We start from the raw sequence: 25,332 nt of genomic DNA on the forward strand, positions 1-25,332 counted from the left end.
AACGAAAGATCCATTCGTCCCGCTGCCCGGAAGTCGTTTGCTTGCGAACGATGACAGGGGAAGATCGGATGACGGTCGAGACCGACAGGAACCGAGGCGCTTAACCTTAGGGGCCAAATTCCTCGATCCGGGTCAGCACTGTGTAATCGGATTCAAACATCATGATCGCCATGAACATCAAAATGGCCAGGGGTGGTAGCAGAATGGCATAGCTGAGCGCCAGACGTTCCCAGGCCATATGCATGAACACAGCGACAATAAGCCCGGCCTTTAGCACCATGAAAATCAGGATCAGGCTCCAGCGAAGCAGGCCCTGCAACTGCATATAGTCGATCATGTAAGACCCGGCGCTAAGCACGAACAAAAATCCCCAACACACAAAATAGATCCGCAAGGGATGCTGTTGGTGGTCTTCATGAACTTCAGATTGTGTCATATCGGCCTCCTACCACAGATAGAAAAATGCAAAGATGAACACCCAGACCAGATCAACAAAGTGCCAGTACAGGCCCATGATCTCGACGGCCTCGTAATCGCCTTTGCCGCTGCACATCCAGCTGCGTTCGTCGCGATCAAATTCGCCTTTCCAGACTTTGCGCGCCACGATCAACAGGAAAATCACCCCAATCGACACATGGGTGCCGTGAAAGCCGGTGATCATGAAAAAGCTGGCGCCAAACTGTTCAGCGCCAAACGGATTGGCCCAGGGCCGCACCCCTTCGTGGATCAGCTTGGACCATTCAAAGATCTGCATGCCGACAAAGGCAGCCCCCAGCGCCGCAGTGGCCACCATCAGCAACGCGGTTGGCTTGCGGGCGCGGCTATAGGCGCAGTTCACTGCCATCGCCATGGTGCCAGAGGATGAAATCAGCACAAAGGTCATGATGGCAATCAGGATCAGCGGAAATTCTGTGCCGCCTATGTGCAGGGCAAACACCTCGCTGGTGTTGGGCCACTCGGATACGGTGGAGCTGCGGGCGATCATATAGGCGATCAGAAAACAGCCAAATACAAAAGTATCGCTGAGCAGGAAGATCCACATCATTGCCTTGCCCCAGGACACTTTCTTGAACGCCCGCTGATCCGAGCTCCAGTCCTCGACAAACCCTTGCAAGCCCGGCGTGGGGGGGCTCTGCGGCATTTTCAGGGGTGAGTCCTGCATAGGGTTCTCCTTATGTCAGCGCGCTGCGGCACAACGCCAGAAATTCATTTCCCAGCCCCGACAGCAGGGCCAGTAGCAGCAGCCAGATCACCAGCAACCCGTGCCAGTACAGCGCACACAGCGCGATGGGGGCCTGATTGGTTTTGGGGATGCCGGTTTGTGCCAGCTTGAACCAGACCAGCCCCAGCGCCACCAATCCGCCCAGGATATGCAGCCCATGCAGGCCGGTGATCAGGTAAAAGAAACTGGCGGCAGGGGCACCGGACAATCCGTAGCCATTGTGAGTAAGCGTGGTCCAGATCTGCAATTGCCCAGCCATGAAGCCCACGGCTGTCACGCTGCCCAAAGCCAGCCAGACATGGGTGCGATGCGCCGCGTCGCGGGATGCAAAGTGCAAGGCTAGGCTGCTGAGCATCAGCAGAGCAGTGTTGAACCAGACCAGTGCGGGCAGCGGCACCAACTGCCAGGGTGTCTCCTCGATCTGCATCACAAAGGCGCTGCCAAGCATGGCAAACAGCCCGCCGATCACCACCAGGAACACCGCCGTGCCCAACCGGTACGGCGGTGGCTGGGGGAATTCGGCCAGAGACAGCGCATCGCCACTCTCAAGCCAGGGTTTTGACATCAACCCTTGCCGTGACAACCACCACCCCGCGGTCAGCGCAACAGCGGCCAGAAAGGTGAGGATGACGCTCATAACGGCCCCACTTCTGGTGTCTTTGGCCCGGGGTCGGTCTGGGCAACAAAATCCTCGGGTGCGCCGGGCAGGCTGTAATCATAGGCCCAGCGGTAAACCAGCGGCAACTCCTCGCCCCAGTTGCCATGCTCAGGCGGCACCACCGGGGTGAGCCATTCCAGCGTGGTGGCCCGCCAGGGGTTGGACCCTGCCAGGTGACCGTGACGCCTGCTCCAGTATAGGTTGAACAGGAACACAATCTGCGCCGCTCCGACGGTCAGGGCGGCCACTGTGATAAAGGCGTTCAAGCCCGCGACCGGTGCGGTCATAAAGGCGGGCTCTCCAATCTCGTAGTAGCGCCGGGGGACGCCAACCAAGCCGACATAATGCATCGGGAAAAAGATCGCATAGGCGCCCAGAAAGGTGATCCAGAAATGGATATGCCCCATGGTTTGGTTCAGCATCCGCCCTGTCGCCAGCGGGTACCAGTGATAGATGGCGCCGAGGATCACCATGATCGGCGCCACCCCCATTACCATATGGAAATGCGCCACCACAAACATGGTGTCCGACAGCGGCACATCGACAACCACATTGCCGAGGAACAGCCCGGTCAAGCCGCCGTTAACAAAGGTGACAATGAACCCCAGCGCAAACAGCATCGGCAGGGTCAGGTGGATGTTGGCGCGCCACAGGGTGAGCACCCAATTATAGACCTTGATTGCGGTTGGCACCGCGATGATCAGCGTGGTGGTGGCAAAGAAGAAGCCGAAATAGGGATGCATGCCGCTGACATACATATGGTGGGCCCAGACGATAAAGCTGAGAGCGCCGATGCCGACAATGGCCCAGACCATCATCCGGTAGCCAAAGACGTTCTTGCGCGCGTGCACCGCCAGCAGATCGGAGACGATGCCAAAGGCAGGTAGGGCAACGATATAGACCTCGGGGTGGCCAAAGAACCAGAACAGGTGCTGAAAGGCAATTGGGCTGCCGCCACCGTAACTGAGATGCTCACCCAGCTCGACCAGGGTTGGCATAAAGAATGAGGTGCCCAGCAGGCGGTCAAACAACATCATGATGCAGGCAACCAGCAGCGCCGGAAAGGCCAGCAGCGCCATCACCGTGGCAGTGAAAATGCCCCAGACCGTCAGCGGCAACCGCATCATTGTCATGCCTCGGGTGCGGGCCTGTAGCACGGTGACCACATAGTTCAGCCCCCCCATGGTAAAGCCGATGATAAACAGGATCAGCGACAGCAACATCAGCACGATGCCAGCCGACTGCCCCCCCGGCGTGCCAGACAGGATGGCTTGGGGCGGGTACAGTGTCCAGCCGGCTCCCGTGGGGCCGCCGGGGACAAAGAAGCTGATCACCAGAACCAGCACTGCGGCCAGGTAGATCCAGAAACTGAGCATATTGACGAAGGGGAACACCATGTCGCGGGCCCCGACCATCAGCGGGATCAGGTAGTTGCCGAAGCCGCCCAGGAATAGCGCCGTCAGCAGATAGACCACCATGATCATGCCATGCATGGTGACGAACTGGTAATAGGCATCCGGGGTGATGAAGTCGAAAAGGCCAGGAAATCCCAGCTGCAGCCGCATCATCCAAGACAGCACCAGCGCCACCAGCCCGATTGCGGTGGCGGTGCCGGCATATTGGATGGCGATATATTTGGCGTCCTGCGAAAACACATAGTGTGACCACCAGCCGTGGGCGTGGGGCGGCATAACATCCGCGACCTCGGCGGGCGGCAGTTTGGGGTCCGTGTCATGGGGCAGTTCGGCCATTCTGTTCCTCCTGTGTCACCTCACCCGGTGCAGTGATGGTGGTGATGGTCCTGTGTCCTCAATTCCACCCCCCCTCAGGGCTGGCGGTTCTGTGCGATTTGCGTGTCGTGTTTTGCCTCGGCAGCCGCGGCGTAATCGGCAAAGGTCTCCTGCTCCTGCAACCAGACCTGATAGTCCTCGGGGCTCACCACATAGACATCGCCGCGCATATAGCCGTGGGCGGTGCCGCAATATTCGGCGCAGAGCACCTCGAAATCGCCGACCCGGGTGGGGGTGAACCAGTAGTAGGTGACCATGCCCGGCACCATATCCATCTTGGCGCGGAACTCGGGCACGTAATAGTTATGCAGCACGTCGATGGAGCGCAGCACCATCTTTACCGGCTGCCCCATCTCCAGGTACAGATCACCGCCATCGACGATGACATCATCTTTGCCAAAACGGTCATAGGGGTTGATGCCCAGCGGGTTGTCATCATTGATCAGCTCCGCCGCCGAGGTGCCAAGCCGCCCGTCTTCACCGGGAAGCCGATAGCTCCACCTCCATTGCTGGGCAAAGACCTCTACTTCGATGGCGTCGTCAGGCACCGTAACAAATTGCTTCCACACAAACAGCCCCGGCACCAGCAGCGCTGCGACGCCAATGGTAGTGAGCACCGTCAGTATGATCTCAAGCCGCTTGTTTTCGGGATCGAATATCGCCTTGTGGCCTTCCCGATGGCGAAAGGCAAAGACGCAATAGGCGAGGAACAGTATCACCATCACAAAGACGATGCCGGTGATCCAGAAGGTGATGATCAATGTGGTGTCGATATAACCCCAGTTTGAGGCAATCGGGGTCCACCACCACGGGCTGAGCATGTGAAACGCAACCGAACCCACAACTATAAGAACCAGAACAATCGCAATGATCATATCTTAAATATCCCGCCTGTCCGCGCCGATCCATAGCGATTGGTTCGCCTAAGCAATCGACAATTGGGGACAATGGTAGGGGGCGGAGGGGTGAAATCCAGTTTCCGACCGTTAAATTACCGTATAAAATCTGATCGAGCAGCACCCTCAGTTTTGGTCCATGGATCACTGTGGCCAACCCGCTTTTTTTGCAAGCCAGTGCACAGATGCGCTCGGTCGGCGTCATATTGGTAGTGCTGGGTGGCCTGCAACTCTTCCATGCCGAAATTTGGATCCAGCCCGCCTCCGTCGCGCCCTGGTACTCCCGCGCCATCGATGTCCAACTGACCGATGATCCCTATGATGTTTCTGAACGCCTGCTGGGCGGCGGTGCCTCAGCTCGGCTACAGCGGACCCTGATCAATGTGCAGCTTGAGAGCCTTCTGGAGGCGTTTCTTGAACGGTCCCCACATCTGCGAGAACTGTTGTTCAAGGACCATGGCACCAAGCTGATGAACCTGGACGGTCGGATATCAGAGTGGGTTCACCGCCTTTTCTCGGATCAGGGTGTTCCTGCCTTGTCGGTACATGATAGCTACTTGATCGATTGCACTAGGGTGAGTGAGCTGAAGCGGGTGATGGCTGTCGCCAACGATTTTTTGGCCAGAAAGCTCAAATCCTGGACAGGCAAGTGAGGCGCTAGATGATTGAGCCGCGCCTGCCAGCTCTGTCGGTGAAAAAACAATGCGCCCTGCTGTCGATCTCCCGTTCGTCGTTCTGCTCTGAGCCAAAAGGTGAGACTGAGATGAACCTCGATCTGATGCGGGTGATCGACAAGCCGTTGTTGGAGACCCCGTTTTATGGCGTTCGCCAGCCTGTCGGGACATTGCTGCGCAGGTGCCCTGTCGGCCGGTGGATGACAGGGCACCTGCGGAATGAAGAAAACCTGGTCAATGAGAAACGGATCAGACGTTTGATGCGGCTGATGGGCCTCATGCCGATCTACCAAAAGCCGAACAGCCGTTGCCCGGCAACACATGCTTGCATGTGCGAGAGGGGGCAAACCCGCAAAGAGCCATAAGATTTATCCCTACTTGCTGCGTGGCCTGCGGGTGGGTCGGCCCAATCAAGTTTGGTGTGCCGACATCACCTATCTACCCCCTCTCGGCAGATTGCGTTGCAATCGCCTGCCGGGCAATGGACGGTTTCCAAGCAAAACGGATCATTGATAACTGGATCGGGTTCTACAACTCCGAGCGCCCTCACACTGCCCTTGATAAGCGCACGCCCAACATCGCATACTTCGACCAAGCGGAGATACGAAAAGCAGCATGACCACAAACCCGATGCATCTTAGCTAAGCCGCGATACTGTCCTAAAAAGCAGGACCACTTCAAGTCTTGGTCACAACCGTTGGCCGACAGAGAAAACATAACGTCTGAAGTTTTTGCTGAGCGACCAAAATACCACCTACGCTTGCGCAAGGTTCGATATCATCAGGTGTGTCTATTGGGTAACAGATGGGGTGTTGATTACTTCTACAACCTTGAGGGTCGTATATGTTTTGGCATGGCAAACGTTGAATGTGAACCGGGGGCATAAATGCCTTTGGTTTATGATATGACAATGCTTATCCAGCGCTCGTTACTGGAAACCACTAAACCAGAAGCCACGAAGAGGTATTCATCAAAGAAATTCTCCTATTAAATGCAAAGATTGACTGTGAAACCTTTTATTATTATTTCAATAACTGCACTTAGCCTCACGGCTTGTGATGGTATTGACTATTCGTCTAGTGATATTGATCATGTACCGCCAATTGATTACTCCAGCACCTGCTTCAACAATTGCGGTTACAATGGCACCAACATGACGGCAGAGAAATATTTTGCATGTAATCATGAGCATTACAACCGTGAAGCGTCAAGCGGTTGTACGCAATCCATGATCGATGCCAATTCACTTTATTGCTGATAGGTATTGAGTAACAAATTTGAATTCTCATGTCATCCCACATAAGCCCCTGTGAGAGTGCCTAGGCTCAGGACCCATTAATCTGCTTGAGGCTGTCTGTTCTGCATGATTCAAGTCCCCAAATTACGGGGGTTTTATGAGTAATCTTTTCTGGCTGAGCGAAGATCAGATGGCTCGGCTTCGGCCCTATTTTCCGAAGAGTCATGGCGTGCCACGGGTCGATGATTGTCGAGTGTTAAGTGGTATTATTTTCATCAATCGCAATGGGTTGCGTTGGTGTGATGCGCCCAAGGAGTATGGTCCACACAAGACGCTCTACAACCGCTGGAAACGGTGGAGCGACATGGGGGTGTTCGCGCGGATTATGATGGGGCTGGCAGCCGAGGTTCCTGACAACAAGACGATCTCAATTGACGCAACTTACCTCAAGGCACATCGCACGGCCTCCAGCCTGCGGGTAAAAAAAGGGGGCGTGGACGTCTGATCGGACGTACCAAGGGCGGTATGAACACGAAGTTGCATGCCGTGACCCCTCTCATGGTTTGCAGGCAAACCACTGCCGGGCAGTGGACGCGATTGGGCGGCCGATCCAGTTCTTCCTGACCGCCGGTCAGGTTAGCGATTACACTGGGGCAAGAGCTCTGGTGAATAGTCTGCCAGCGGCCGACTGGCTATTGGGAGATCGCGGATATGACGCGGATTGGTTCCGAGAGGCCCTTGTAGATATGGGAATATCGCCCTGCATCCCTGGACGAAAGTCGCGAGACAAAACCATCAAGTACGACAAGCGTCGTTACAAAAGACGTAACCGGATTGAGATCATGTTTGGTCGCCTGAAAGACTGGCGGCGCGTGGCTACCCGTTATGACCGATGCCCGAAGGTCTTCCTGTCCGCCATCGCTCTCGCAGCAACCGTGATCTTCTGGTTATGAGTCCTGAGCCTAGGACTGAGGACCTCCAGCTCTTTAAGTTCCTGTGTTAATCCCTCAAGAAACCCATCCTCAGAAGATGAAGCATTCGTTTGGAGCAGAGATTTCGCGCTTGCCTTAGCGTAGTCGAATTGCTCTGAAATTTGGTCGACCCTAGCCCTTATCGCCTCAAGATCTGGTTGACCTGCCTGTGTCAAAATAACGGATTCTAGATCTTCGGCATTGACCTCTTTCCACGTGCCGCAACTATCTTGGCCACCAAAAATATCATCCGGCCCCAATTCCACGCTAAAATGCGCGCCGGGTGGAGGTACTTCATGGTTGGAATAATAGACATTGGCCTGGTATCCCAACTATGAGCCGGACCAAGCCTTACCTACCTCAGAGGCATTCTTTCCCAGCGCCTTGAGCTTGGCGTCTTCGCCGGACCCAGTGAAGCCAGATGCTTCGGCGTCCATTTGGGCTGCCAATTCAAACAGTTCACACGAGTTCATCGTTTCTCCAATACGGTTTTCGTCAACTTGGATGCTCCTGCCGGAATTCGCAACCGGTTAGCCTACCCGGTTTAACCGGTCGGCATATATGACGTACAGAAACGCGGCATCGTCGATCAGATCCGGTTGCCGACGTGACTGTCCCGGACATAGACGCGTTCGAAGAGAGGGCCGCTGAAGATCTGGCTGCAAGAGCGCAAGGGTTTGCCAACTCTGAAGAATACTGGCGGTGGCCGGCTGAAAATGTGTTGACCCGGAAAGTCCCATGAACCGAACCTCGGCTGGCTCTCGCTGGCCGGGGGGACCACTTTTTTATCTCAGAGAAAGTTCACCTTCGCTGCGAGTGGGCGGGTGTCTGGGAAGCGGAAAACAACAGTGACCCTAATATTCGGAGTTCCACCACCTATTCATCCCATCCCACGATTGCGTAGCTCCGTTTGCTGAATATGCCCACCAATCCTCAGCACTTTTAGCTGTCGACGCCCAGTATTCATCCCAATCAATGTCCGGAATTTCTATAGATTGCAGCTCTTCCAGCGTTGGTGTCAACTCAGCTGCCGCCTCCCAAGCTTGTGCTGGTGAGATCTTGGCGGCCTCCCATAATTCCTGCCTCGTCGGTACGCGCATTGCACAGACTCTTGCTTCACGTTCATCGGGCTCAGCACCCGGTTCAAACACTCGCTTCAAGGCATTCATGTCCCTAATTGTTTGACAAAGATCACTTAATTCCATGGCAGTGACACCGACGATGACCGCAGTCCCAAAATAGGGAACGGCTTTAGCTACCATGGCCCTGGTTCCTCGAGTTGCCATCGTCTTGGCTCGATCCGATATTACTGCGGCGGTTGCTCTAACAGCGGCCTTCTGCACTGCAACGTGGGCTCCAAGCTCTACAATTTCGCTACGCAGTTCGCGATTAAGACGCCGCTCACCCACTAATCCAGTTGAAAGATCAGATACTTCTCCAGTTCGCTCGCGTTTCAGCCTGCGTTCATCAGCCAGTTCAATACTGAGATTGACTATTTCATCTGCATACCGAGTTGCTACTGACCGGGAGCCGGTCACAGCCTCATACGCCGAAGATGCCATCCTGAAAGCCAACGCTGAGCAGTATGGTCTCAGGGTCAACTAATGCTCCTAAACTGGAATGCAATAGAGTTATCCGGCCAACGGGCGTTCAGAACAGATCCTGACGTATGGGGTTCAGTGCCCAATGAATCTGGGCCGCAAATCTAAGCCGGTCAATGGCATTCTCCGGTGTCTTGGGTGGCAATCCTGCTTTGATCGCCGCGTTGTTTAGACCCCGGCGTGAGGCGGGTCCAAATTGCCCGTCTCGGGTGACATTGATCCCTAGGCTCTGCAATATCGCCTGGGTTCCGGCATTGATGTCACTTTCAGTCAGTTCGCCCAGCAATTGTTGGGCCGCAGCGACCGCCTCAGGATTGTTGAGCGCAAGAACCTTGCCTGCGCGGGCAACCGCGGAGCTGGTTGGAATACGTGAGGATAGTTGATTGAGGGCAATCCATGCTCCATTGGCTCCGGCCCAAGCATCACCCCGCTGCAATCCCATATCATTCCAGGTCAGCGCCTCAACCGCATCGCTGTCGGGCAGATCGCCCTGCATGATCATTCTGGCAATCTCGGCAGGCGCAGTAGGGTGGCCCAGTTCGGCGGCCTGAGCAAAGAGATTTTTGGCCGCAGCGGGATCTTTGCTCAGACCGGCGATACCATCACGATGCACATAGCCCAGATTTGCCATGCCGTAGATGTCGCCGCGTTCGGCCGAGGCGTTGAGGTAGGATAATCCGCGTTTTGGCTGGGTCAGTTCTTTCGGCCCCCACAAATAGAAAACACCCAATTCGTTCAGAGAATAGGTATGACCCAATTCAACCGCGCGGCTGAGCAATTCGAACCCGCGTCTGCGGTCATCGAGGCTGGTGGAGCTGTTTAGCAGCCGCTTTCCGCGTGCGTGCATCGAAAAGGGGTCGCCCGCGGTGATACCCTTGTCCCACAAGTCGTTGGCCAATTTCTGGTCAAACGGAATAGCAATGACGTCGCGGTCAAGGTTGGGTGCAATCATGAGGTAGGCCAAGGCGTTATAGGCACGTACATGGCCCAGATCGGCGGCCGTTTGAAAAGCGGCAAAGGCCGCGACCAACCGCCCCTGACCCTGAAAAGCCCGGCCCAGTTGATAATGAAACCTGCCTATTTGGGGGGCTTGCACAGTGGCCTCGCGACAGGCCGTTTCTGCTGCCGCTACATCGACTTCATTTGGGAACCGATACAGCCCGACGCCTTGCAAATCCAACAGATCTCCGGCCTCCAGATCGCAAGCTGACGCAACCATTTCCAAATTTAGGGTGATATTTCTTTCGATTTCGCCCTGCGTCAATCGCAAGACCATACTGTCCACACGGTTCACATCTTGGGTGTTCCGTGATGAGATTTCGGCCAGTTTCGGAGTGTAGCTTAGGCTGAGCGCCTCACCGGTGGATTGCTCTATTGAGGAGACCCCGGATTGCGGGCGCGTCGTGATCGAAACTTCCGTTCCGGGCGACAGGAAGGGCAGAATTTCCGGGGCCAGCTCCAAGGACCGTCCCAGAGGTGCGGAAATTTTCAAAAATTCTGGAGTTTTAGCCAAAGACAGGCCACGGTGACCGCCTTCATTTGGCTGAACCTCAACGGCTTGAGTGCTGGGGCGCACAAACAGCTTCTCGGTCAAGGTTGAGCTTTCCCAAGTGACCTGTTCGTTGTCGGTTAGCCTGTATACCTCTCCGCGTACAGCCGACAAGATTGTGATTGCATCGTCTTGAGGACGCGCGGGAAACTGCCGGATGACTGAGGCCGTGTAGGGGCTGTTGAAACCCGGTTCACCGTCCAGAGCGGTGGCACCGGGAGAGGTTGAGAAGGCCACTAAAGTGTTCAGCGGCGGGCGAAAGACATCAAATCCTTCACGGGCCTCAAACAGCTCAGCCCCTATTTCCGCGGTGACCTTGATATCCGGTACCGGGTTGTCGCGGCAGGAATCTAGCATCAAGATCTGACTGTTGGCTTTGCCACCCAGAATGGCTGACACTCGGTCCAGAGTGACCGACTGGAACGGCAGGTCGTGAAGGTCCGTCAGCGCAGCATCGCTGGTCAGCAGATAGTTACGCCGCCCCAGCTGAATGCCGTGGCCAGCGTAATAGAAGAACACCTGTCCACCAACCCGGATGTTTAGCGCGGCCTGACGCAGCAGTGTTTCAAAACCGCGTTTGTCCAAGTCATAGCCTTCGTAAACTGTGTAGCCGAAGGATTTGAGCATGGCAGAAATTGCCTGCGCGTCCTTTAGCGTGTTGGTCAGGTCGGATATATGGCTATAGTTCTGGATTCCAACAACAACGGCAATTCCCGTTGCACCAGTTGATTTTGGCTTTTCAAATGCTGTCGTTGATAGAGCGGGTGCTGTGGTGTCGGCCGTTGCTGCAAGACCGTGAAACGATATTGCTAATACTATTGCTGCCAGCTTGAGTGCTAAGAATGTGGATTGGTTGGGCCGACGAGTCATCCCCAACTGCCTCCACCACCGCCTCCGTCACCACCGCCGCCACCGCCACCGCCGCCGCCACCACCGCCGTCGCCTCCACCACCGCCGTCGCCTCCACCGCCGTCACCATAGGAATAGCCACTAGCCTCGCCAGAGCCGGTGGATCCACTGTTTGAAATGCTGTTGGATACTTCTGGAGGGGCCGGTGACGGGTCTGAATTCACCCCATAGTTTTCAATCGGCGGGCATCCACCAAGTAAAGCTGTTGTAGAGATTAGAAAAATTACCTTTGAAACACGCATGAGCGATTCCCTCCGGGTTAAAACCAACTACCATGTAAACTAGGACTAAAAGTTTAGACGATTGGGGGGATTTTGGCAAATCTCAGCTTTATTTTGTGAACCAGTCTATTACCGGGGAACAATGTCAGGGCTGTTCAGTCGTGAACTAAGCCGCCATTCCACAAGTAGAATGCCTTCTCCCGCATGTTGAGGTTGTATTGGGGCAGCCTTCGGCTTCGGCCCCCGACATCTGGTCACTCGGCAGGTACCCGTCCCAGATCCGATCACATAGCTGAGCCTCCTGAGGATGGTCCGACCAGCGGTGAACGTCGATGGGGCGGGAGTGCCAGGGGTTCTCAATGTCTCCCATAGGTCACCTTTCTGGGGGGGGAAGGAAGAACCAGGGGTCTCTCCCCTCCGCCTTCTATTCATTACTTATACCTATTCCCAGCACCTTTGCCTGTCCCTCCCAAGAAGCAAGGGAGTTAGAGAACCCCGAGGGAGACAGTACAGGTACATCATCCAATAGGAGCTGCTAGAGACCCGTCAGCGCGCTCAGGCAGTAGTGTAATGTGGGAGACCCAACTGGGGCATTACTGGGGGCATTCTGAGCCAGTCAGGGCCAGAACCTCGGTCGCTGTTCTATGTAAGGAAGTACTGGCTGGGGTGGTAGCAGCCATCTTAAAGTTCTCGAATATCCATTGCCATTTGGTAAGATCCTGCCTTAAATATAAAATATCACCAAGTTACGTTCAACAAAGTCCAAAGCGTTCCAACCAGTTCCCACGTTAACTGTGGGAACGATAGTGGGAACGACTGACGAGGTTGCTATGGCAAAGAGATTGACGGTGAAGACAGTGGAGGCGTCAGAGCCAGGGCGCTACAGCGACGGAGGCGGACACGGTCTGATGTTGCTAGTGAAAGACACCGGGAGCCGCTTCTGGGTCCAGCGCCTAACAATTCGCGGGCGTCGCCGTGATATCGGGCTAGGGTCATTTCCGGTGGTTAGCTTGGCCGAAGCACGGAACCGGGCATTAGAAAACAAGCGCGCCGCCCTGCGCGGAGAAGACCCGTTGTCGGACAAGCGACGCGCCAAGGTCGAAGTCGCCAAGCGGAAGTCTTTCGCCGAAGCCGCCCAATTGGCTTGTGACGAGTTAGCAAGCGGGTGGAAAAGCCAGAAGGAACCAAAGGCATTTATGTCTTCCCTGAAGACCCATGTGTTCCCACACTTCGGTCTCATGGATGTCGGAGAGGTGACGAGCGCCGAAATCCGTCGCGCGGTTCTGAAATGTCGCAAAAAGGTACCGAACTTGGCGACCAAAGTGCAGCACCGGGTTCTGTCCGTATTCAAGTTTGCCGTTGCCGAGGGCCTGCGAGCCGACAACCCGGCGACCGCTGAAGCACTGGCGCTACCCAAGGCAGAAAAACACACCAAGAACAACCGCGCGCTTCCCTATTCTGAGGTCACTTGTGCCGTGGAAACCGTTAAGGCATCGGCCGCGTGGATCTCAACTAAGTGGGCGCTGGAATTCGCGGTGCTTACCGCTGGCCGTTCTGGAGAGGTTCGCGGGGCAAGGTGGGATGAAATAGACTTGGCAACCGCCACGTGGATTATCCCCAGCGCGCGGATGAAGATGGGTAGGGAACACAAGGTTCCTCTCAGCTCGGCTGCAGTGGCGGTTCTGAACAAAGCCGGCGCCCAGCGCGACGGCGGCGGCCTTGTATTCCCTTCAGTCATGGGCAAGGAGCTGTCAGACAGCACCCTGAGTAAGCTGCTGCGAGAATTGGGTGTGGCCAGCACAGTGCACGGCTTCCGCGCCTCCTTCCGTACTTGGGCACAGGAACAAGCCAACGTCCCCGAAGAGGTAGCCGAGGCCGCGCTGGCCCATGTCAAAGGCGACAAAACCGTGGCCGCCTATGCCCGCTCCAACCTGCTCGACAAGCGCCGAGGCCTAATGGACGCGTGGGCTGCATATCTGGGCGAAGACCGGGTCGGCAACGTGGTCGAACTTGGGGTTCGGGTATGAAGCCTGGATCATCCGCGCCAAAGCTCCGATCTCACCGCCGCCGTCGCCAAAACGGCGCGGACGCCCTACAAAAAAGGGGCAACGATCAAACCCTACGACTGATCACCAAACCAGAAAACTGGGGAATTTTACTTCGGCACTTCTTGGAAAATTCTCCGTGACGTCGACAAGCACGCATCAACGGAGAGGCGGCATGTCCGCCACCGGCATCCGGGCAAAGCCGTCGCTGTCCAGCGTCATCACATAAAACTGGTCACCGACCATCTTGCCGCCCGTGGTAATGCCCAAGGTACCATTCGGGTCCTGCAGGGTCCGCAGAATGCGCCCCTCGCCGTCGATTTGCACCAGCATGCCACGATGGATCGGCGCGGGCCGTACCTTGGGGCCCAACCGCCAGATCACCTTGCGCAGGAACGGATAGGGCATCAGCGCCTCGGCAGGCACCCGCGGGCTGGCAAAAGCCAGCCAATAGGTGCCATCACCCTGTGCCTCCAGATTATCGGGGTATCCGGGCAGATTATCCAGAAACACCTCGCGTTCTCCTGCCTTGGGGCCGCTTAGCCACAGCCGATGCACCCGTGCGCGGCCGGTTTCATTGATCAGCAGAAAGTCCTCATCCGGCGAAAGGGCCACGCCGTTAACATAGACGAACCCTGTGGCGATTTTCTCGACTGTCCCGTCGGGCTGGCGTCGTGCCACATAGCCAGTGTCGGACTGCTCCCAGATGGTCATCACCGAAGTCAGCTTGGTGCCGCCCAAAGTCTCGGGATCAAAGCGGTCAGTGGAGTTGGAGAAATAAATGGTGCCGTCCCGCGCCACATCTAGCTGGTTGGCATAGATTACTGGTGCCCCGTCGATTTCGCTCACAACAGATTCGAGTGTCCCCACTCCGGTCCAGCGCATCACACCGCGAAAACTGTCGGCAATATACAGTGCCCCGTCCGGCCCCGCCTTCAACCCCAGAGGTCTGCCGCCTAGCTGATCGACCACAACCGGTGACTCGCCATCGATGCGGTAAAGCCGCCCTGTCTGATCGGTAGTGTAGACGGCGCCGTCCGGCATTACTGCCAGATCCTCGGGCCCAATTGCACCGTCTGGCAGGGTAATCTTCACGGCCTTCTCCAGCGCGTGATTTGGAGCGTATTCGCCAGCAAAGCCGAAGGTCTTGAGAGGTTCATAGGCAACTGGCGCAACCGGCACTGGCCAGAACAGCAGATAGCCTAGGCCGACAACAACCAGTCCTATTGCAATACGCATTTGAAGTTCCCAAAATTTTTCACTCTGCGCGCTCCTCCATTGGTCAGGTAAGACCTATAGCAACAACTCTGATCCGACATTTCCAAAGTAGATCGTCTTCTTTTGCAAGTAGTAGCTGCTTTGAATCCCAATCAAGGCTCTTGTGCAAATTGTACCGTGCTCCGGGCATTTGTCACTTGAATTTGACCCCGCATTTGGTCTGATCGACACCTGTTTGGACAGACCCATTGAGCCGCGTTTCTTCAGGTTTTGCCATTGACGTAGTTGTGTCGAAGCCGACGGCGCGCGCGACCGATGGATAATCGCCAAAACGCGGTTGAACAGATCGCCGCTACCTGACGGGATTTCCCAGACACCTTGCCCAAGGTCCAGTTCCGAACAGGTCATATGCGAGACCTCAGCGCGGAGTTGCCCGGTGGCGATGACACACACACCAAGAGCGGACCAACGCCTGTCGCACATTTCGTCCAAAGCGTTCAGGCATGCGCTGCGTGAGCAGCGTGACGCCATGGCATGAGCTCGTGGAGACTAGTGACTTTGTGAGCTGCTATGCGGGAGAGGACCCATCAGCGTTGACGTCAGACAATCCTTAGAATTAATTTTACAACTCACATATTTTTATATGTATTTTCTGATATTGACAATATCATACCACAGAAAATACCACAGGACGTTAGCCGAACGGCCTAACTACCGCGCCAAGACACTTAGAACCGGCACACGCTACCTTTTATCCAATTCACGCCAATCAAAAAAGGTAATCATGCCTCAAATGGATATCCACGCCATATGGCTTGGCTGTTCGGGAGATCAGTGCCCGGCCAACAGAGTATCGGTGCCCTTGGCGCAAGTTGACATCTTCTGTCGCCTGCGAGTATTCGCGTAAATCGGCATCGAATTAATGCGGGTGACCCGAAACAAGCACCAAAGGCCCAACATCGACATTCCCTTCAAGATATACCTCCAAATTTGCTATGTCAGCTTGCGGGTGAACACCTGGTTCAGCGCATAGGTTAGGGCCGCCAGTACCGGCATCAGCAGCACAATACGATCAATGTCGGCACTGTCGCTGCCTTCCCAAGGGGCATTGCATGATGATGACGCCGACAAAGCCAACCGGCACCGCTCCCAGCGGTGCTGTCAGAACAGTTCGAACTGGTCTCTGCAAGGACTATATGACTGTCCTTTATGCCGCGCCAAGTAGGCGCCACTCAGCGAGAGCGGCGGTGCGGTTGAGCTTGCAATTTTCGCGTGAATAAAGGTGACGTTACTGGTTGAAGTGATTGTAAACCGAGGCGTGTACGGAGACGAACTTCTGCAAACTTCGCATTCGGCGGAAGCGCAGCATGGCTCGCTCTCGTCGTCGAAATGGCCCCTTCTCGTGGTTTGCTGGCAAACCACTGCTAGGCAGCGGATGAGAATTCTCAGCCCGGTTATTCAACCTACGGTCGGTTTCTTGTTTGTCAGCATTGCCGATGACCTTCATCGCGGCGCCGTAAGACCGAAGTAGATCGGTCGCGATGACATGTGGTGGGCCAAAGCGCTTCATTGTTTTTCTGAGGAATTTCAGTGCCACTTTGCGGTCACGGCGCTTGGTGACATGCCTTTCAAGCACCTCGCCCTCGTGATCCACAGCCCGCCAGAGGTAATGAGTTTCACAGTTGATTTTTACGAACACCTCGTCCAAATGCCATTTCCAATTCGAATAAGCACCAAGTTGCTGCGCCCGTTTTCCTCGAGTCTCCGCTGTGAACAACGGCCCAAAGCGATTCCACCAAAATCGCACGGTCTCAAAATCGCACAGTCTCATGGCCGATTTCGATCCCGCGCTCATGCAGAAAATCCTCCACATTTCGGAGCAACAGGGGGAACCGGACGTACAACATCACCGCAAGGCGGATGATGTCGGGACTGGTCTTGAAATACCGAAATGGGCTGTGTTTTATCATGCCGAGAAGCTAAATCGCCGCCCTGCCCTTCACAACCGAGTTTATTCTGACAAGACCCGCTGGATTTGTTCCTCAGGGGCTGTTGATAAATCAGCAACCGTTTGATCAGCAGCTAAAGGCCAGGACTCTACTGATCTCGTTCAGCCCTCGGCCGGATTGATCCATCCATGTATTAAAGGCTCTCTGAACTGCCCTCATCGCGGTTTTTGAGGTCGCGGTTTTATCGATCACGCCTTCGGCAATCAACCGTGCGGTGACATCGCGTGACAGGATGAAAGCGTCTCTGCCGGCAAAGCGCATGGCATATTGACCGGTCATCGCGCCCAACCGGCTCCCGCGCTTCTTCAGCATTTCCAGCAACTCGTTGTAGTCGTCCGAAGGCCAGCCGCCCAGTACCTGACCGACGCCGCCCTCATCTCTCAATTCGAGCAAAAAGGCGGCATTGTCCCGGACCGTAGCAATCTTGGCGCCATTGCGCACAATGCTTTTGTCTCCCAGCAGGGCGTCGAATTTCTCGTCATCCATAAAGGCGCAGCGACCGACGTCGAAACCGTCGAAAGCCGTCTCGAACCCGTCCCATTTTGCCTCAACGACTTTCCAATTGAACCCTGCCTGAAAGACGCATTTGGTCAGAGTGGACAGCCAACGATCTTCAGGTAGAGCAGTGATGTCGGGGGCGGGTTTCACTAGCTTGGCTTCGAGTGCAGCTGCGCCACCGTGACGGTCGGCTGAAATGGCATAGATTTCGTCAAATGTGCGCATGAAAGGGTCCCTGTTTTGCTGCAGTTTAGCGCGGGACGGGGCGCAGCTCTACCAGCGATTTACCCACACCGAACGGTGCAGCAAAACAAACTACCCGGATCGCCAGCGGGGGGATGAGCTGAGCGTTCAGATCGCGGAGGCTGCATGGTTAACAAAAAGGAAGCGAGATTTTAGACCGAGACACCCGAAAGCAGAGTTTCTCGCGACAGCGTTTCCTTGGCCCCCTCCAGAATGATCTCGCCCCGGCGCAACACGATACATTGGTCGGCCAGCCCATAGGCGAACTCAAAGAACTGCTCGACCAGAATGATCGCCATATCGCCCTGATCTCTCAGCATACGAATGACTTCACCAATTTGCTGAATGATATTGGGCTGAATGCCTTCGGTTGGTTCGTCCAGGATCAACAGCTTTGGCCGGGTGATCAGGGCACGGGCGATGGCCAGTTGCTGTTGCTGGCCACCGGACAGATCACCGCCGCGACGGTTGATCATATCGCGCAGCACCGGGAACAGATCAAAGATGTGGTCGGGGATTTCATGCTGATCGCGCCGCAGGCAGGCAAAGCCGGTTTCCAAATTTTCGCGGACGGTCAGCAGCGGAAAGATGTCACGCCCTTGTGGAACCGAGGCAATTCCGGCGCGGGCCAGCACATGGGCAGGTTCCATTCCCATCTCCTGGCCATCCAGCCACATCTGCCCCCCCGAGCGCAGATGAGTGCCGGTGATCGCCTTCATCAGGCTGGTTTTGCCAACGCCGTTACAGCCCATGACGCAGGTTATTTCACCGGCGCGGGCCTCCATCGAGATGTCGCGCAGAATTTGCGAATGCCCGTAGTGCAGCGTGAGATCTTTGAGTTTCAACATTTCTTATCGCCCCAGATAGACGTCGATGACTTGTGCGTTTGAGGTCACGTGATCCAGTGATCCTTCGGCCAGGACTGCGCCCTCGTGCAGCACAGTGACCTTGCAGCCAAGGCGGCGCACAAATTCCATGTCGTGTTCCACCACCACCACCGCGCGGGTTTTGGCGGCTGCAACCAGCAGGGATGATGTGTGTTCGCGCTCTTCCGGGGTCATCCCCGCCGCCGGTTCATCGACCAGCAACAGGCGTGGTTCCTGTGCCAGCAACATGCCGATCTCCAGCCATTGTTTCTGACCGTGGCTCAGCTCGCCAGCCAGCCGCCCCAGTTCCGTCGCCAGCCCGACCTCTTCGGCCAATTCATCGATGCGCCCCAGATCTGCCTTGCTGGGACGATAAAACAGCACCGCAAGAAATCCCCGATCCTTTTTCAACGCCATCAAGAAGTTTTCCCGCACGCTTTGGTCCTCAAACACCGTGGGCTTCTGGAACTTGCGCCCGATCCCCTCCCGCGCGATCTGAGCCTCATTCATGCTCAGCAGCGAGATGGATTTGTCGCCCCAAATCACCCGACCCTCGTCGGGGCGGGTCTTGCCGGTGACAATATCCATGAATGTGGTCTTGCCAGCGCCGTTGGGGCCAATCACTGCGCGTAGCTCGCCCTCGGCAATCTGGAACGACAGGTTGTTGATCGCCTTGAACCCGTCAAAGCTGACCGAGACGCCCGAAACTTCGAGAAGCGCACTCATGTGTCGCCCTCCTTTTTAAAGAGGTCAAACAGCCCACCGATGCCCTTGGGGGCAAACAGGGTGACGGTGACAAAGGACAGCCCTAGCAGCACCAGCCACCAATCCACCCATTTGATGGTGAAGAACCCAAGTGGAATGTCAGGGGCCTGACCGCCAGTGAACCAGCTTGAAATCAGGCTGACAAAGCCCGCGCCGATCACAGCGCCGTACAGGCGCCCCCTGCCCCCAATAGCAACCCAAACCGCCAAATAGATCGAGGCTATGGGCACGATTTCAGCCGGGTTGATGATACCCGCTTGCGGATAATACAGCGCGCCGGCAATCGCCGCGATGCAGGCTGTCAGGATGAACACCGCCAGTTTGAAACCCTCGACCGAGTAGCCCAGGAAGCGCACCCGTGTTTCATTGTCGCGAATGCCACGAATGACCGAGCCGAATTTGCCCGAGACAATCCAAGCCGCCAGCACATAACCCAGCGCCAGCGCCATGGCTGAGGCCAGGAAAAACCACATGGACACGATGGACTGCGGCGCCTCGACCCCCGGCAGGTTCTGCAAGCCGGACAAGCCGTTGTTGCCGCGCAACCCGCTGTCGTTCTGGAACAGGTACAGCGCCAGCGCCAGGGTCATCGCCTGCGTCAGGATCGACAGGTAAACCCCGGTCACCCGGCTGCGGAAGGCCAACCAGCCAAACACCAGCGCCAACAGGCCGGGCACCAGCAGCACCAGCAGCAGTTGAATGCCCAGACTGTCGGCAAAAGCCCAGACCAGCGGGAAGTCACTGCTGCCGACCACGCCAAAAATCTGGTTGCCGATGCCGTCGATGATCTCGGTATCGGTCGGCGGGATCTGCCCCTGCATCAGCGCCTCGGTCACGATCAGGCGGGTGCGCTCATACATCAGCCACATGCCTATCATATAGCCGCCCATCCCGAAAAAGGCGAAGTGGCCAAGACTGAGGATGCCGGTATAACCCCAGATCAGATCCATGGCGACCGCGATCAGGCACAGGCACAACGTCTTGCCCAGCGTCTTGATAAAGCTGGTCGAGATTATGCCGATGCCAAAACCCTCAGACAGGATGGTGACGGTGATAGTGAAGGCGGCCAGTGCCAGCAGAAAGATCAGCACCGACGGGTTTTTGGCGATAAAGGATGTCCGCATGGGTTAATCTCCTGCCGCACGACCCTTGAGCGCGATGATGCCGCGGGGTCTAAACTGGATGAAAATGATGATGAAGATGATCATGTAAGTCTGCGCTGCCAGCGTATTGGAGGGGTTCCCCCATTCGATGCCTTTTTGCAGGAAGCCGATCATGGTGGCGCCAGCCAGCGCACCCCAGATATTGCCGACACCACCAACCACCACGGTCATGAAGCTTTGCACGATATAATCGTTGCCCATTTCCGAGGTCACCTTGGCAAACAGCCCGATGGCCACGCCGGCCACACCTGCGATGCCCGATCCAAGGCCAAAGGTCAGCATATTGACGCGCTCAGGGTTGATCCCCATCGAGGCCGCCATGCGCGGGTTTTGGGTGACTGTACGGGTTTCCAACCCGAACCGGGTGCGCTTCATGATAAACAGGAACACGCCCAGAAAGATCAGCGCCAGAATGAAGATGGCGATGCGGATGTAGCTGATCGACACCACGTCATTCATGACCCATGCGCCGTCCAGCCAGCCCGGTGCGGTCAGCGGACGTGCTTGGGTGCCAAAGATGTTCTTGGCCAACTGTTGCAGCGCAATCGAGATCCCGAAGGTGGCCAGCAGCGTTTCCAGTGGGCGGTTGTAGAGAAAGCGGATCACCAGCCGCTCCATCGCGACGCCAGCGGCAAAGGTCACCGCAAAGGCCAGTGGCAGCGCCACAAGGATGGAGATTGTGTGGTTGGGGATGACCTGTTGAACCACGTAGCCGGTATAGGCGCCCATCATGATAAACTCGCCATGGGCCATATTGATTACGCCCATCACGCCAAATGTGATGGCCAGACCGATGGCGGCAAGGAAGTAGATTGAGGCGAGTGAAATCGCGTCCAGCCCCAAATCCAGCGCTTGGTTCATACCGACCTTCAGCTCGATCTTAGTCAGAGCCTCGGTGGCGGCGTTGGTGACTATGGCCGAGGGCTCGGCATAGGTCTCGTAGAAAGTGTAATCGTTCAGTGTCTTGGTGATGTCATCCTCGCCAACAAAGGCGGGGGCCAGGGATTGTTCGGCAAGTTGGTCATAGGCCTGGCGTCGGATGACGGGATCCGAGAGTTGGTCAACAGACACCTTTTCAACCCGACCACCGTCTATATGTTCGACCAGAGCGGCGCGAATGTCGGTCGGTGTTGTTGGCGCAGGGGCGAGGTTACTGGCGACCAGCAGATCATAGGCCTGCACGCTATCTAGGTTGTCCGTTCCTGGCTTTAGAAGCCCCGCGATATTGACGTCGTCTGGCAAATCGCCTGCGGTCACATTCAGGGTTTTGGCCACCAAGAGATTGAGCGTCGCCCTGACATCCACCCCCAGGTCACCGTCAAACGATTGGATCGCGCCGACGCGGGTGGCGGGGTCTGGATCAAAAGAGATGGTCAGCAGCCGTTCCAGCCGGGATTTTCGGGATTTCAAAACCGCGTCCACCTCATCCTCGATAGAGATTCGCAATGGGGCCAGTTGGTCAGCCGAAGGCGTGCGCTCCATAGCCAGTAGCGCCTCAGCCCGTTTGACGGGATCAGCATCACTCAATTGGAACTGCACCAAGGCCGTGGCGATAAGGGCCCGCACACCACTGTTGGGTTTGAGCTGCTTCAGGTCTTTCTTGGCAAGTTCGCCGACGGCATCGCCGCTGTCTGGATCACTAAGGGCGTACTGCCGCTTAGCCACTTCTGTGCCAACGAAGAACAACCCATCCGAGCGACGTTGCCAGACTTGCTTGCCGCCCCATGCCTCAAGAAAGCTCTGCGCCTGCTGCGAGTTACTGGCGGCGATTTCTTCGATCACTGGCCCGATGGTCTTGCGAGAAGATTTCTCGACCAGTGTTTTGTTCTCTCGCAGGATCTCCTGCAAAGTTATGCCTTGGGCAAGCCCGGCCTGGCACCAGCAGATCACTGCAAGGCACGCAATTAGTCTTCGTATCATGGTAATGAGTCCGCCCAGGGAGGGACGAGAGCCTGATGGCTCTCGTCATAGTTTCTCGAACCTTAGTAGTTTGACAGTGTCTGAACGCAGGTCTTGGTTGTGGTGTTGTACATACCGCAACCCAGCTCTTTCCAATCCGAAACCAGAACAGAGGATTCGGGCAGGAAGTCGGTCCAGGCATCGCCATTCACTTCGTCAGTCTGGCTGATGATGTCGAATTGGCCGTCCGCCTGGATTTCTCCAATCAGAACCGGCTTGGCCAGGTGGTGGTTGGGCAGCATCACGGCGGTACCGCCGGTCAAGTTACCGAACTCCTGGCCGTACATCGCGGTGCGTACGGCATCCACATCGGTGGTCTCAGCGGCGGTTGCGGCGTTGATCCACATGTTGAAGCCAATGTAGTGAGCCTCCATCGGGTCATTGGTCACCCGCTCTTCGCCCATGGTCGCTCTCCATTTGGCGACAAAGGCTTCGTTCACCTCGGTGTCTGCCGACTGGAAGTAGTTCCAGGCTGCCAGGTGACCGATCAGGTTGGAGGTATCCAGACCCGACAGCTCTTCTTCACCAACCGAGAATGCAATAACCGGAATGTCATCCGCCGAGATGCCAGCCGCGGCCAGTTCCTTGTAGAAACCGATGTTTGCGTCACCGTTGATAGTCGAGATCACGCCGACCTTTTTGCCGTCAGCGCCAAGGGCCACAACGTCTGCAACGATCTTGGACCAGTCCGAGTGGCCAAAGGGGGTGTAGTTGACGAAAATATCACTATCGGCGATGCCTTTGTTCTTTAGGTAGGCCGCAAGAATGTTGTTGGTGGTGCGGGGGTAGACATAGTCGGTGCCCAGCAGCGCGAACTTCTCGACGCCCAGCTCTTCCAGAAAGTAATCCGTGGCCGGGATCGCCTGTTGGTTTGGCGCAGCGCCGGTATAAAAGACGTTTCTGGAACTTTCTTCACCTTCGTACTGAACGGGGTAGAACAGCAAGCCGTTCAGCTCTTCGATCACTGGCAGAACCGACTTGCGGCTGACGCTGGTCCAGTTGCCAAAAATCACGTCCACCTCATGCACGCTCAGCAATTCACGGGCTTTTTCAGCAAACAGCGGCCAGTCCGAGGCTGGATCGACCACCACAGCTTCCAGCTGTTTACCCAGCAGGCCGCCCTTGGCATTCTGCTCGTCGATCAGCATCAGCATGGTGTCTTTTAACGTTGTCTCAGAAATCGCCATTGTGCCGGACAGTGAATGCAGAACGCCAACTTTGATGGTGTCACCAGCCAGTGCGGCCCCGGACATGACACTCAGCGCCAGCACACTTGCAGCGGTTTTCTTTAGAAACGACATAGTAACCCTCCAGGCAGGGTGCGCAGGAATGCTTGCCTTTTAACGGCTGCACTACTACGTCGACCCTGCAACGTTTGTTGCAAATCGTGTGGCGGCCGCATCGAGGTCCAATTCGTATGGTCGTCACACACCTAAATTTTCCTGAGATCGCAAAGTTGGTTGCCACCCAGTCGCACCAGAGGTTCTGCCTGGCAGGATGATTGGCAACCGCCGGAGCGGTAATTCAGAGGCCAAACCCTACACCTGATTAATTTGCAGGCGACTAATTGCAGCTACGCCCAATTATTAGCCATCCATTCTTTTGCAGGCCTTCATTGCTGCCGGTTTTCTAGTTATCGCCGCTCTGCTGTGCTCAATATTCTGCCAAGCCAAGGGCATGTTGGGGAGACAGGCATCACAATTCGGCAGGACATAAGAAATGCGGCAGCAGTCGTGGATCAACCGCGCGCCGTTGGGGCTGCGCGGGTTTCTTCGCAGCTGAAGACTGGCAAAACCCGCCTGGCAAACCTGCGCCAGTCGGGATCTCTTAAGTTGCTGTTTCCACGCAAAACTTCGGGCCTTGAGGCGGTGATGATCAACACTGCCGGCGGCATAACCGGCGGCGATCGATTTTCAATTGCCGCCGAAGCCGGTGACAACAGTCAGATGACGCTGACCACCCAGGCTGCTGAACGGATCTATCGCGCACAGCCCGGTCAGATCGCACGGATGGACACCCGCCTGCGGGTTGGCGCGCACGCCCGCCTGAACTGGATGCCGCAGGAAACCATTCTGTATAATCGCTGCGCGTTCCAGCGCCGTTTGACAGCAGATCTGGCGGAGGATGCAGAATTGCTGGTGGTCGAGCCTTTGGTATTTGGCCGCATTGCCATGGGCGAGGTCCTGAGCCAGGCTCACTTCCTTGATCGCATTGATATTCGCCGCTGTGGGCGACGGCTCTATTATGACGCGGTCAAGCTGGACGGGGATGTTACCGCAAAGCTGGCCCGGCCAGCGGTGGCCAATGGCGCGCAGTCTATGGCCAATCTGATTTTCACCGCACCAGATGCCGAGCGTCACCTGACGTTTATCCGCGAGACCCTGCCCGATACCGGCGGCGTGTCCCTGATTGGCCCTGATCTGCTGGTGATGCGCCTGCTGGCCGAGGACAGTTTCGTGCTGCGCAAATCCCTTTTACCCATTCTTGACCGGCTGACCGACAACGGCTTGCCGCTCTGCTGGAGACTATAACATGAAATTGACCCCGCGTGAAAAAGACAAGCTGCTGATTGCCATGGCCGCCGAGGTTGCCCGCAAGCGGTTGGCCCGTGGCGTCAAGCTGAACTACCCCGAGGCAATTGCGCTGATCACCGACGCCGTTGTCGAAGGGGCGCGCGATGGCCGATCGGTTGCCGACATGATGGAAGCCGGGGCCGAGGTTATCACCATCGAGCAGTGCATGGATGGCATTTCGGATATGATCCCAGACGTTCAGGTCGAGGCAACCTTTCCCGACGGCACCAAGCTGGTCACCGTTCACAACCCCATTCGATAAGGA

At 56.2% G+C, this 25,332-nt stretch carries 23 protein-coding genes and 3 pseudogenes; 8 read left to right on the top strand and 18 right to left on the bottom strand.

Features of this window, described 5'->3' with window-relative positions; all coding sequences use genetic code 11:
- Positions 1-106: 106 nt before the first annotated feature.
- The 5 genes from QPJ95_RS04060 to QPJ95_RS04080 all read right to left on the bottom strand — a co-directional run bounded on the left by QPJ95_RS04060 (position 107) and on the right by QPJ95_RS04080 (position 4,545).
- On the bottom strand, positions 107-436 hold the full coding sequence (locus tag QPJ95_RS04060; protein ID WP_270919039.1) for a cytochrome C oxidase subunit IV family protein: 330 nt from the start codon (positions 434-436) through the stop codon (positions 107-109).
- Between the two features lie 9 nt (positions 437-445).
- Positions 446-1,162 carry a heme-copper oxidase subunit III family protein gene (locus tag QPJ95_RS04065; protein ID WP_270919038.1) on the bottom strand — a complete coding sequence of 239 codons (717 nt, stop codon included), beginning with the start codon at positions 1,160-1,162 and terminating at the stop codon, positions 446-448.
- 10 nt (positions 1,163-1,172) lie between these two features.
- On the bottom strand, positions 1,173-1,859 hold the full coding sequence (locus QPJ95_RS04070; protein WP_270919037.1) for a cytochrome c oxidase subunit 3: 687 nt from the start codon (positions 1,857-1,859) through the stop codon (positions 1,173-1,175).
- On the bottom strand, positions 1,856-3,631 hold the full coding sequence (locus QPJ95_RS04075) for a cbb3-type cytochrome c oxidase subunit I (protein ID WP_270919036.1): 1,776 nt from the start codon (positions 3,629-3,631) through the stop codon (positions 1,856-1,858). Before QPJ95_RS04075 ends, QPJ95_RS04070 begins: the two co-directional genes overlap by 4 nt.
- Before the next feature lie 74 nt (positions 3,632-3,705).
- The gene (locus QPJ95_RS04080) at positions 3,706-4,545 is read right to left on the bottom strand and encodes a cytochrome c oxidase subunit II (RefSeq protein WP_270919035.1); all 840 of its coding nucleotides are present in this window, start codon (positions 4,543-4,545) and stop codon (positions 3,706-3,708) included.
- A gap of 170 nt (positions 4,546-4,715) precedes the next feature.
- Here QPJ95_RS04080 and QPJ95_RS04085 point away from each other — a divergent pair, with 170 nt between their 5' ends.
- From QPJ95_RS04085 to QPJ95_RS04100, 5 genes and pseudogenes are all read left to right on the top strand, one after another.
- Positions 4,716-5,219, top strand: a complete 504-nt coding sequence (locus QPJ95_RS04085) for a hypothetical protein (protein WP_270919034.1) — start codon at positions 4,716-4,718, stop codon at positions 5,217-5,219.
- Positions 5,220-5,368: 149 nt separating this feature from the next.
- A pseudogene (locus tag QPJ95_RS04090) lies at positions 5,369-5,684 on the top strand (IS3 family transposase); the annotation flags it as partial.
- 37 nt (positions 5,685-5,721) lie between these two features.
- On the top strand, positions 5,722-5,859 hold the full coding sequence (locus QPJ95_RS24150) for an integrase core domain-containing protein (RefSeq protein WP_270921314.1): 138 nt from the start codon (positions 5,722-5,724) through the stop codon (positions 5,857-5,859).
- 387 nt (positions 5,860-6,246) lie between these two features.
- Positions 6,247-6,498, top strand: coding sequence for a hypothetical protein (locus QPJ95_RS04095; protein WP_270921315.1), 252 nt, complete (start codon positions 6,247-6,249; stop codon positions 6,496-6,498).
- Between the two features lie 136 nt (positions 6,499-6,634).
- Positions 6,635-7,430, top strand: a pseudogene (locus tag QPJ95_RS04100) (IS5 family transposase).
- A 350-nt stretch (positions 7,431-7,780) separates the two neighbouring features.
- Here QPJ95_RS04100 and QPJ95_RS04105 read toward each other — a convergent pair.
- The 4 genes from QPJ95_RS04105 to QPJ95_RS04120 form a co-directional block, all read right to left on the bottom strand.
- On the bottom strand, positions 7,781-7,921 hold the full coding sequence (locus QPJ95_RS04105) for a hypothetical protein (protein WP_270920873.1): 141 nt from the start codon (positions 7,919-7,921) through the stop codon (positions 7,781-7,783).
- Positions 7,922-8,302: 381 nt separating this feature from the next.
- On the bottom strand, positions 8,303-9,049 hold the full coding sequence (locus tag QPJ95_RS04110; RefSeq protein WP_270920872.1) for a hypothetical protein: 747 nt from the start codon (positions 9,047-9,049) through the stop codon (positions 8,303-8,305).
- Positions 9,050-9,098: 49 nt separating this feature from the next.
- The gene (locus tag QPJ95_RS04115) at positions 9,099-11,426 is read right to left on the bottom strand and encodes a caspase family protein (RefSeq protein ID WP_286018274.1); all 2,328 of its coding nucleotides are present in this window, start codon (positions 11,424-11,426) and stop codon (positions 9,099-9,101) included.
- A gap of 38 nt (positions 11,427-11,464) precedes the next feature.
- Positions 11,465-11,749 (bottom strand): hypothetical protein, encoded by a 285-nt coding sequence (locus tag QPJ95_RS04120; RefSeq protein WP_270920871.1) that lies wholly within the window; start codon positions 11,747-11,749, stop codon positions 11,465-11,467.
- A gap of 809 nt (positions 11,750-12,558) precedes the next feature.
- On the opposite strand from QPJ95_RS04120, the gene QPJ95_RS04125 reads away from it, so the two are divergent.
- A complete protein-coding gene (locus QPJ95_RS04125) occupies positions 12,559-13,755 on the top strand; it encodes a tyrosine-type recombinase/integrase (protein ID WP_270920870.1) in 1,197 nt (398 codons plus the stop codon).
- A gap of 177 nt (positions 13,756-13,932) precedes the next feature.
- Here QPJ95_RS04125 and QPJ95_RS04130 read toward each other — a convergent pair whose 3' ends face one another.
- The 9 genes and pseudogenes from QPJ95_RS04130 to urtA all read right to left on the bottom strand — a co-directional run bounded on the left by QPJ95_RS04130 (position 13,933) and on the right by urtA (position 23,795).
- Positions 13,933-15,012: an SMP-30/gluconolactonase/LRE family protein gene (locus tag QPJ95_RS04130; RefSeq protein ID WP_270920869.1), complete on the bottom strand. Its 1,080-nt coding sequence runs from the start codon at positions 15,010-15,012 to the stop codon at positions 13,933-13,935.
- 972 nt (positions 15,013-15,984) lie between these two features.
- Positions 15,985-16,128, bottom strand: coding sequence for a hypothetical protein (locus QPJ95_RS04135; RefSeq protein ID WP_270920868.1), 144 nt, complete (start codon positions 16,126-16,128; stop codon positions 15,985-15,987).
- A gap of 70 nt (positions 16,129-16,198) precedes the next feature.
- Positions 16,199-16,961 (bottom strand): annotated as a pseudogene (locus tag QPJ95_RS04140) (IS6 family transposase).
- A gap of 105 nt (positions 16,962-17,066) precedes the next feature.
- Positions 17,067-17,723 (bottom strand): DNA-3-methyladenine glycosylase I, encoded by a 657-nt coding sequence (locus QPJ95_RS04145; RefSeq protein ID WP_270920867.1) that lies wholly within the window; start codon positions 17,721-17,723, stop codon positions 17,067-17,069.
- A gap of 170 nt (positions 17,724-17,893) precedes the next feature.
- The gene (gene urtE / locus QPJ95_RS04150; RefSeq protein ID WP_270920866.1) at positions 17,894-18,589 is read right to left on the bottom strand and encodes an urea ABC transporter ATP-binding subunit UrtE; all 696 of its coding nucleotides are present in this window, start codon (positions 18,587-18,589) and stop codon (positions 17,894-17,896) included.
- A gap of 3 nt (positions 18,590-18,592) precedes the next feature.
- A complete protein-coding gene (urtD, locus tag QPJ95_RS04155) occupies positions 18,593-19,333 on the bottom strand; it encodes an urea ABC transporter ATP-binding protein UrtD (protein ID WP_270920865.1) in 741 nt (246 codons plus the stop codon).
- Positions 19,330-20,496 carry an urea ABC transporter permease subunit UrtC gene (gene urtC, locus QPJ95_RS04160; RefSeq protein ID WP_270920864.1) on the bottom strand — a complete coding sequence of 389 codons (1,167 nt, stop codon included), beginning with the start codon at positions 20,494-20,496 and terminating at the stop codon, positions 19,330-19,332. Before urtC ends, urtD begins: the two co-directional genes overlap by 4 nt.
- Before the next feature lie 3 nt (positions 20,497-20,499).
- Positions 20,500-22,455: an urea ABC transporter permease subunit UrtB gene (urtB, locus tag QPJ95_RS04165; RefSeq protein ID WP_270920863.1), complete on the bottom strand. Its 1,956-nt coding sequence runs from the start codon at positions 22,453-22,455 to the stop codon at positions 20,500-20,502.
- Between the two features lie 62 nt (positions 22,456-22,517).
- Positions 22,518-23,795, bottom strand: coding sequence for an urea ABC transporter substrate-binding protein (gene urtA / locus QPJ95_RS04170; protein WP_270920862.1), 1,278 nt, complete (start codon positions 23,793-23,795; stop codon positions 22,518-22,520).
- A 432-nt stretch (positions 23,796-24,227) separates the two neighbouring features.
- On the opposite strand from urtA, the gene QPJ95_RS04175 reads away from it, so the two are divergent.
- Both QPJ95_RS04175 and QPJ95_RS04180 read left to right on the top strand, forming a co-directional pair.
- A complete protein-coding gene (locus tag QPJ95_RS04175) occupies positions 24,228-25,025 on the top strand; it encodes an urease accessory protein UreD (protein WP_270920861.1) in 798 nt (265 codons plus the stop codon).
- A 1-nt stretch (position 25,026) separates the two neighbouring features.
- On the top strand, positions 25,027-25,329 hold the full coding sequence (locus tag QPJ95_RS04180) for an urease subunit gamma (protein ID WP_270920860.1): 303 nt from the start codon (positions 25,027-25,029) through the stop codon (positions 25,327-25,329).
- The last annotated feature ends 3 nt before the right edge of the window (positions 25,330-25,332 follow it).

Origin of the sequence: Parasedimentitalea psychrophila, assembly GCF_030285785.1 — a bacterium.
GTDB classification, from domain to species: domain Bacteria; phylum Pseudomonadota; class Alphaproteobacteria; order Rhodobacterales; family Rhodobacteraceae; genus Parasedimentitalea; species Parasedimentitalea psychrophila.

Excerpts from the sequence above, each read along its gene's own strand:
- QPJ95_RS04060 (WP_270919039.1), bottom strand. The coding sequence starts at position 436 with ATGACACAATCTGAAGTTCATGAAGACCACCAACAGCATCCCTTGCGG.
- QPJ95_RS04065 (WP_270919038.1), bottom strand. The coding sequence starts at position 1,162 with ATGCAGGACTCACCCCTGAAAATGCCGCAGAGCCCCCCCACGCCGGGC.
- QPJ95_RS04070 (WP_270919037.1), bottom strand. The coding sequence starts at position 1,859 with ATGAGCGTCATCCTCACCTTTCTGGCCGCTGTTGCGCTGACCGCGGGG.
- QPJ95_RS04075 (WP_270919036.1), bottom strand. The coding sequence starts at position 3,631 with ATGGCCGAACTGCCCCATGACACGGACCCCAAACTGCCGCCCGCCGAG.
- QPJ95_RS04080 (WP_270919035.1), bottom strand. The coding sequence starts at position 4,545 with ATGATCATTGCGATTGTTCTGGTTCTTATAGTTGTGGGTTCGGTTGCG.
- QPJ95_RS24150 (WP_270921314.1), top strand. The coding sequence starts at position 5,722 with ATGGACGGTTTCCAAGCAAAACGGATCATTGATAACTGGATCGGGTTC.
- QPJ95_RS04105 (WP_270920873.1), bottom strand. The coding sequence starts at position 7,921 with ATGAACTCGTGTGAACTGTTTGAATTGGCAGCCCAAATGGACGCCGAA.
- QPJ95_RS04120 (WP_270920871.1), bottom strand. The coding sequence starts at position 11,749 with ATGCGTGTTTCAAAGGTAATTTTTCTAATCTCTACAACAGCTTTACTT.
- QPJ95_RS04125 (WP_270920870.1), top strand. The coding sequence starts at position 12,559 with ATGGCAAAGAGATTGACGGTGAAGACAGTGGAGGCGTCAGAGCCAGGG.
- QPJ95_RS04130 (WP_270920869.1), bottom strand. The coding sequence starts at position 15,012 with ATGCGTATTGCAATAGGACTGGTTGTTGTCGGCCTAGGCTATCTGCTG.
- QPJ95_RS04145 (WP_270920867.1), bottom strand. The coding sequence starts at position 17,723 with ATGCGCACATTTGACGAAATCTATGCCATTTCAGCCGACCGTCACGGT.
- urtE (WP_270920866.1), bottom strand. The coding sequence starts at position 18,589 with ATGTTGAAACTCAAAGATCTCACGCTGCACTACGGGCATTCGCAAATT.
- urtD (WP_270920865.1), bottom strand. The coding sequence starts at position 19,333 with ATGAGTGCGCTTCTCGAAGTTTCGGGCGTCTCGGTCAGCTTTGACGGG.
- urtC (WP_270920864.1), bottom strand. The coding sequence starts at position 20,496 with ATGCGGACATCCTTTATCGCCAAAAACCCGTCGGTGCTGATCTTTCTG.
- urtB (WP_270920863.1), bottom strand. The coding sequence starts at position 22,455 with ATGATACGAAGACTAATTGCGTGCCTTGCAGTGATCTGCTGGTGCCAG.
- urtA (WP_270920862.1), bottom strand. The coding sequence starts at position 23,795 with ATGTCGTTTCTAAAGAAAACCGCTGCAAGTGTGCTGGCGCTGAGTGTC.
- QPJ95_RS04180 (WP_270920860.1), top strand. The coding sequence starts at position 25,027 with ATGAAATTGACCCCGCGTGAAAAAGACAAGCTGCTGATTGCCATGGCC.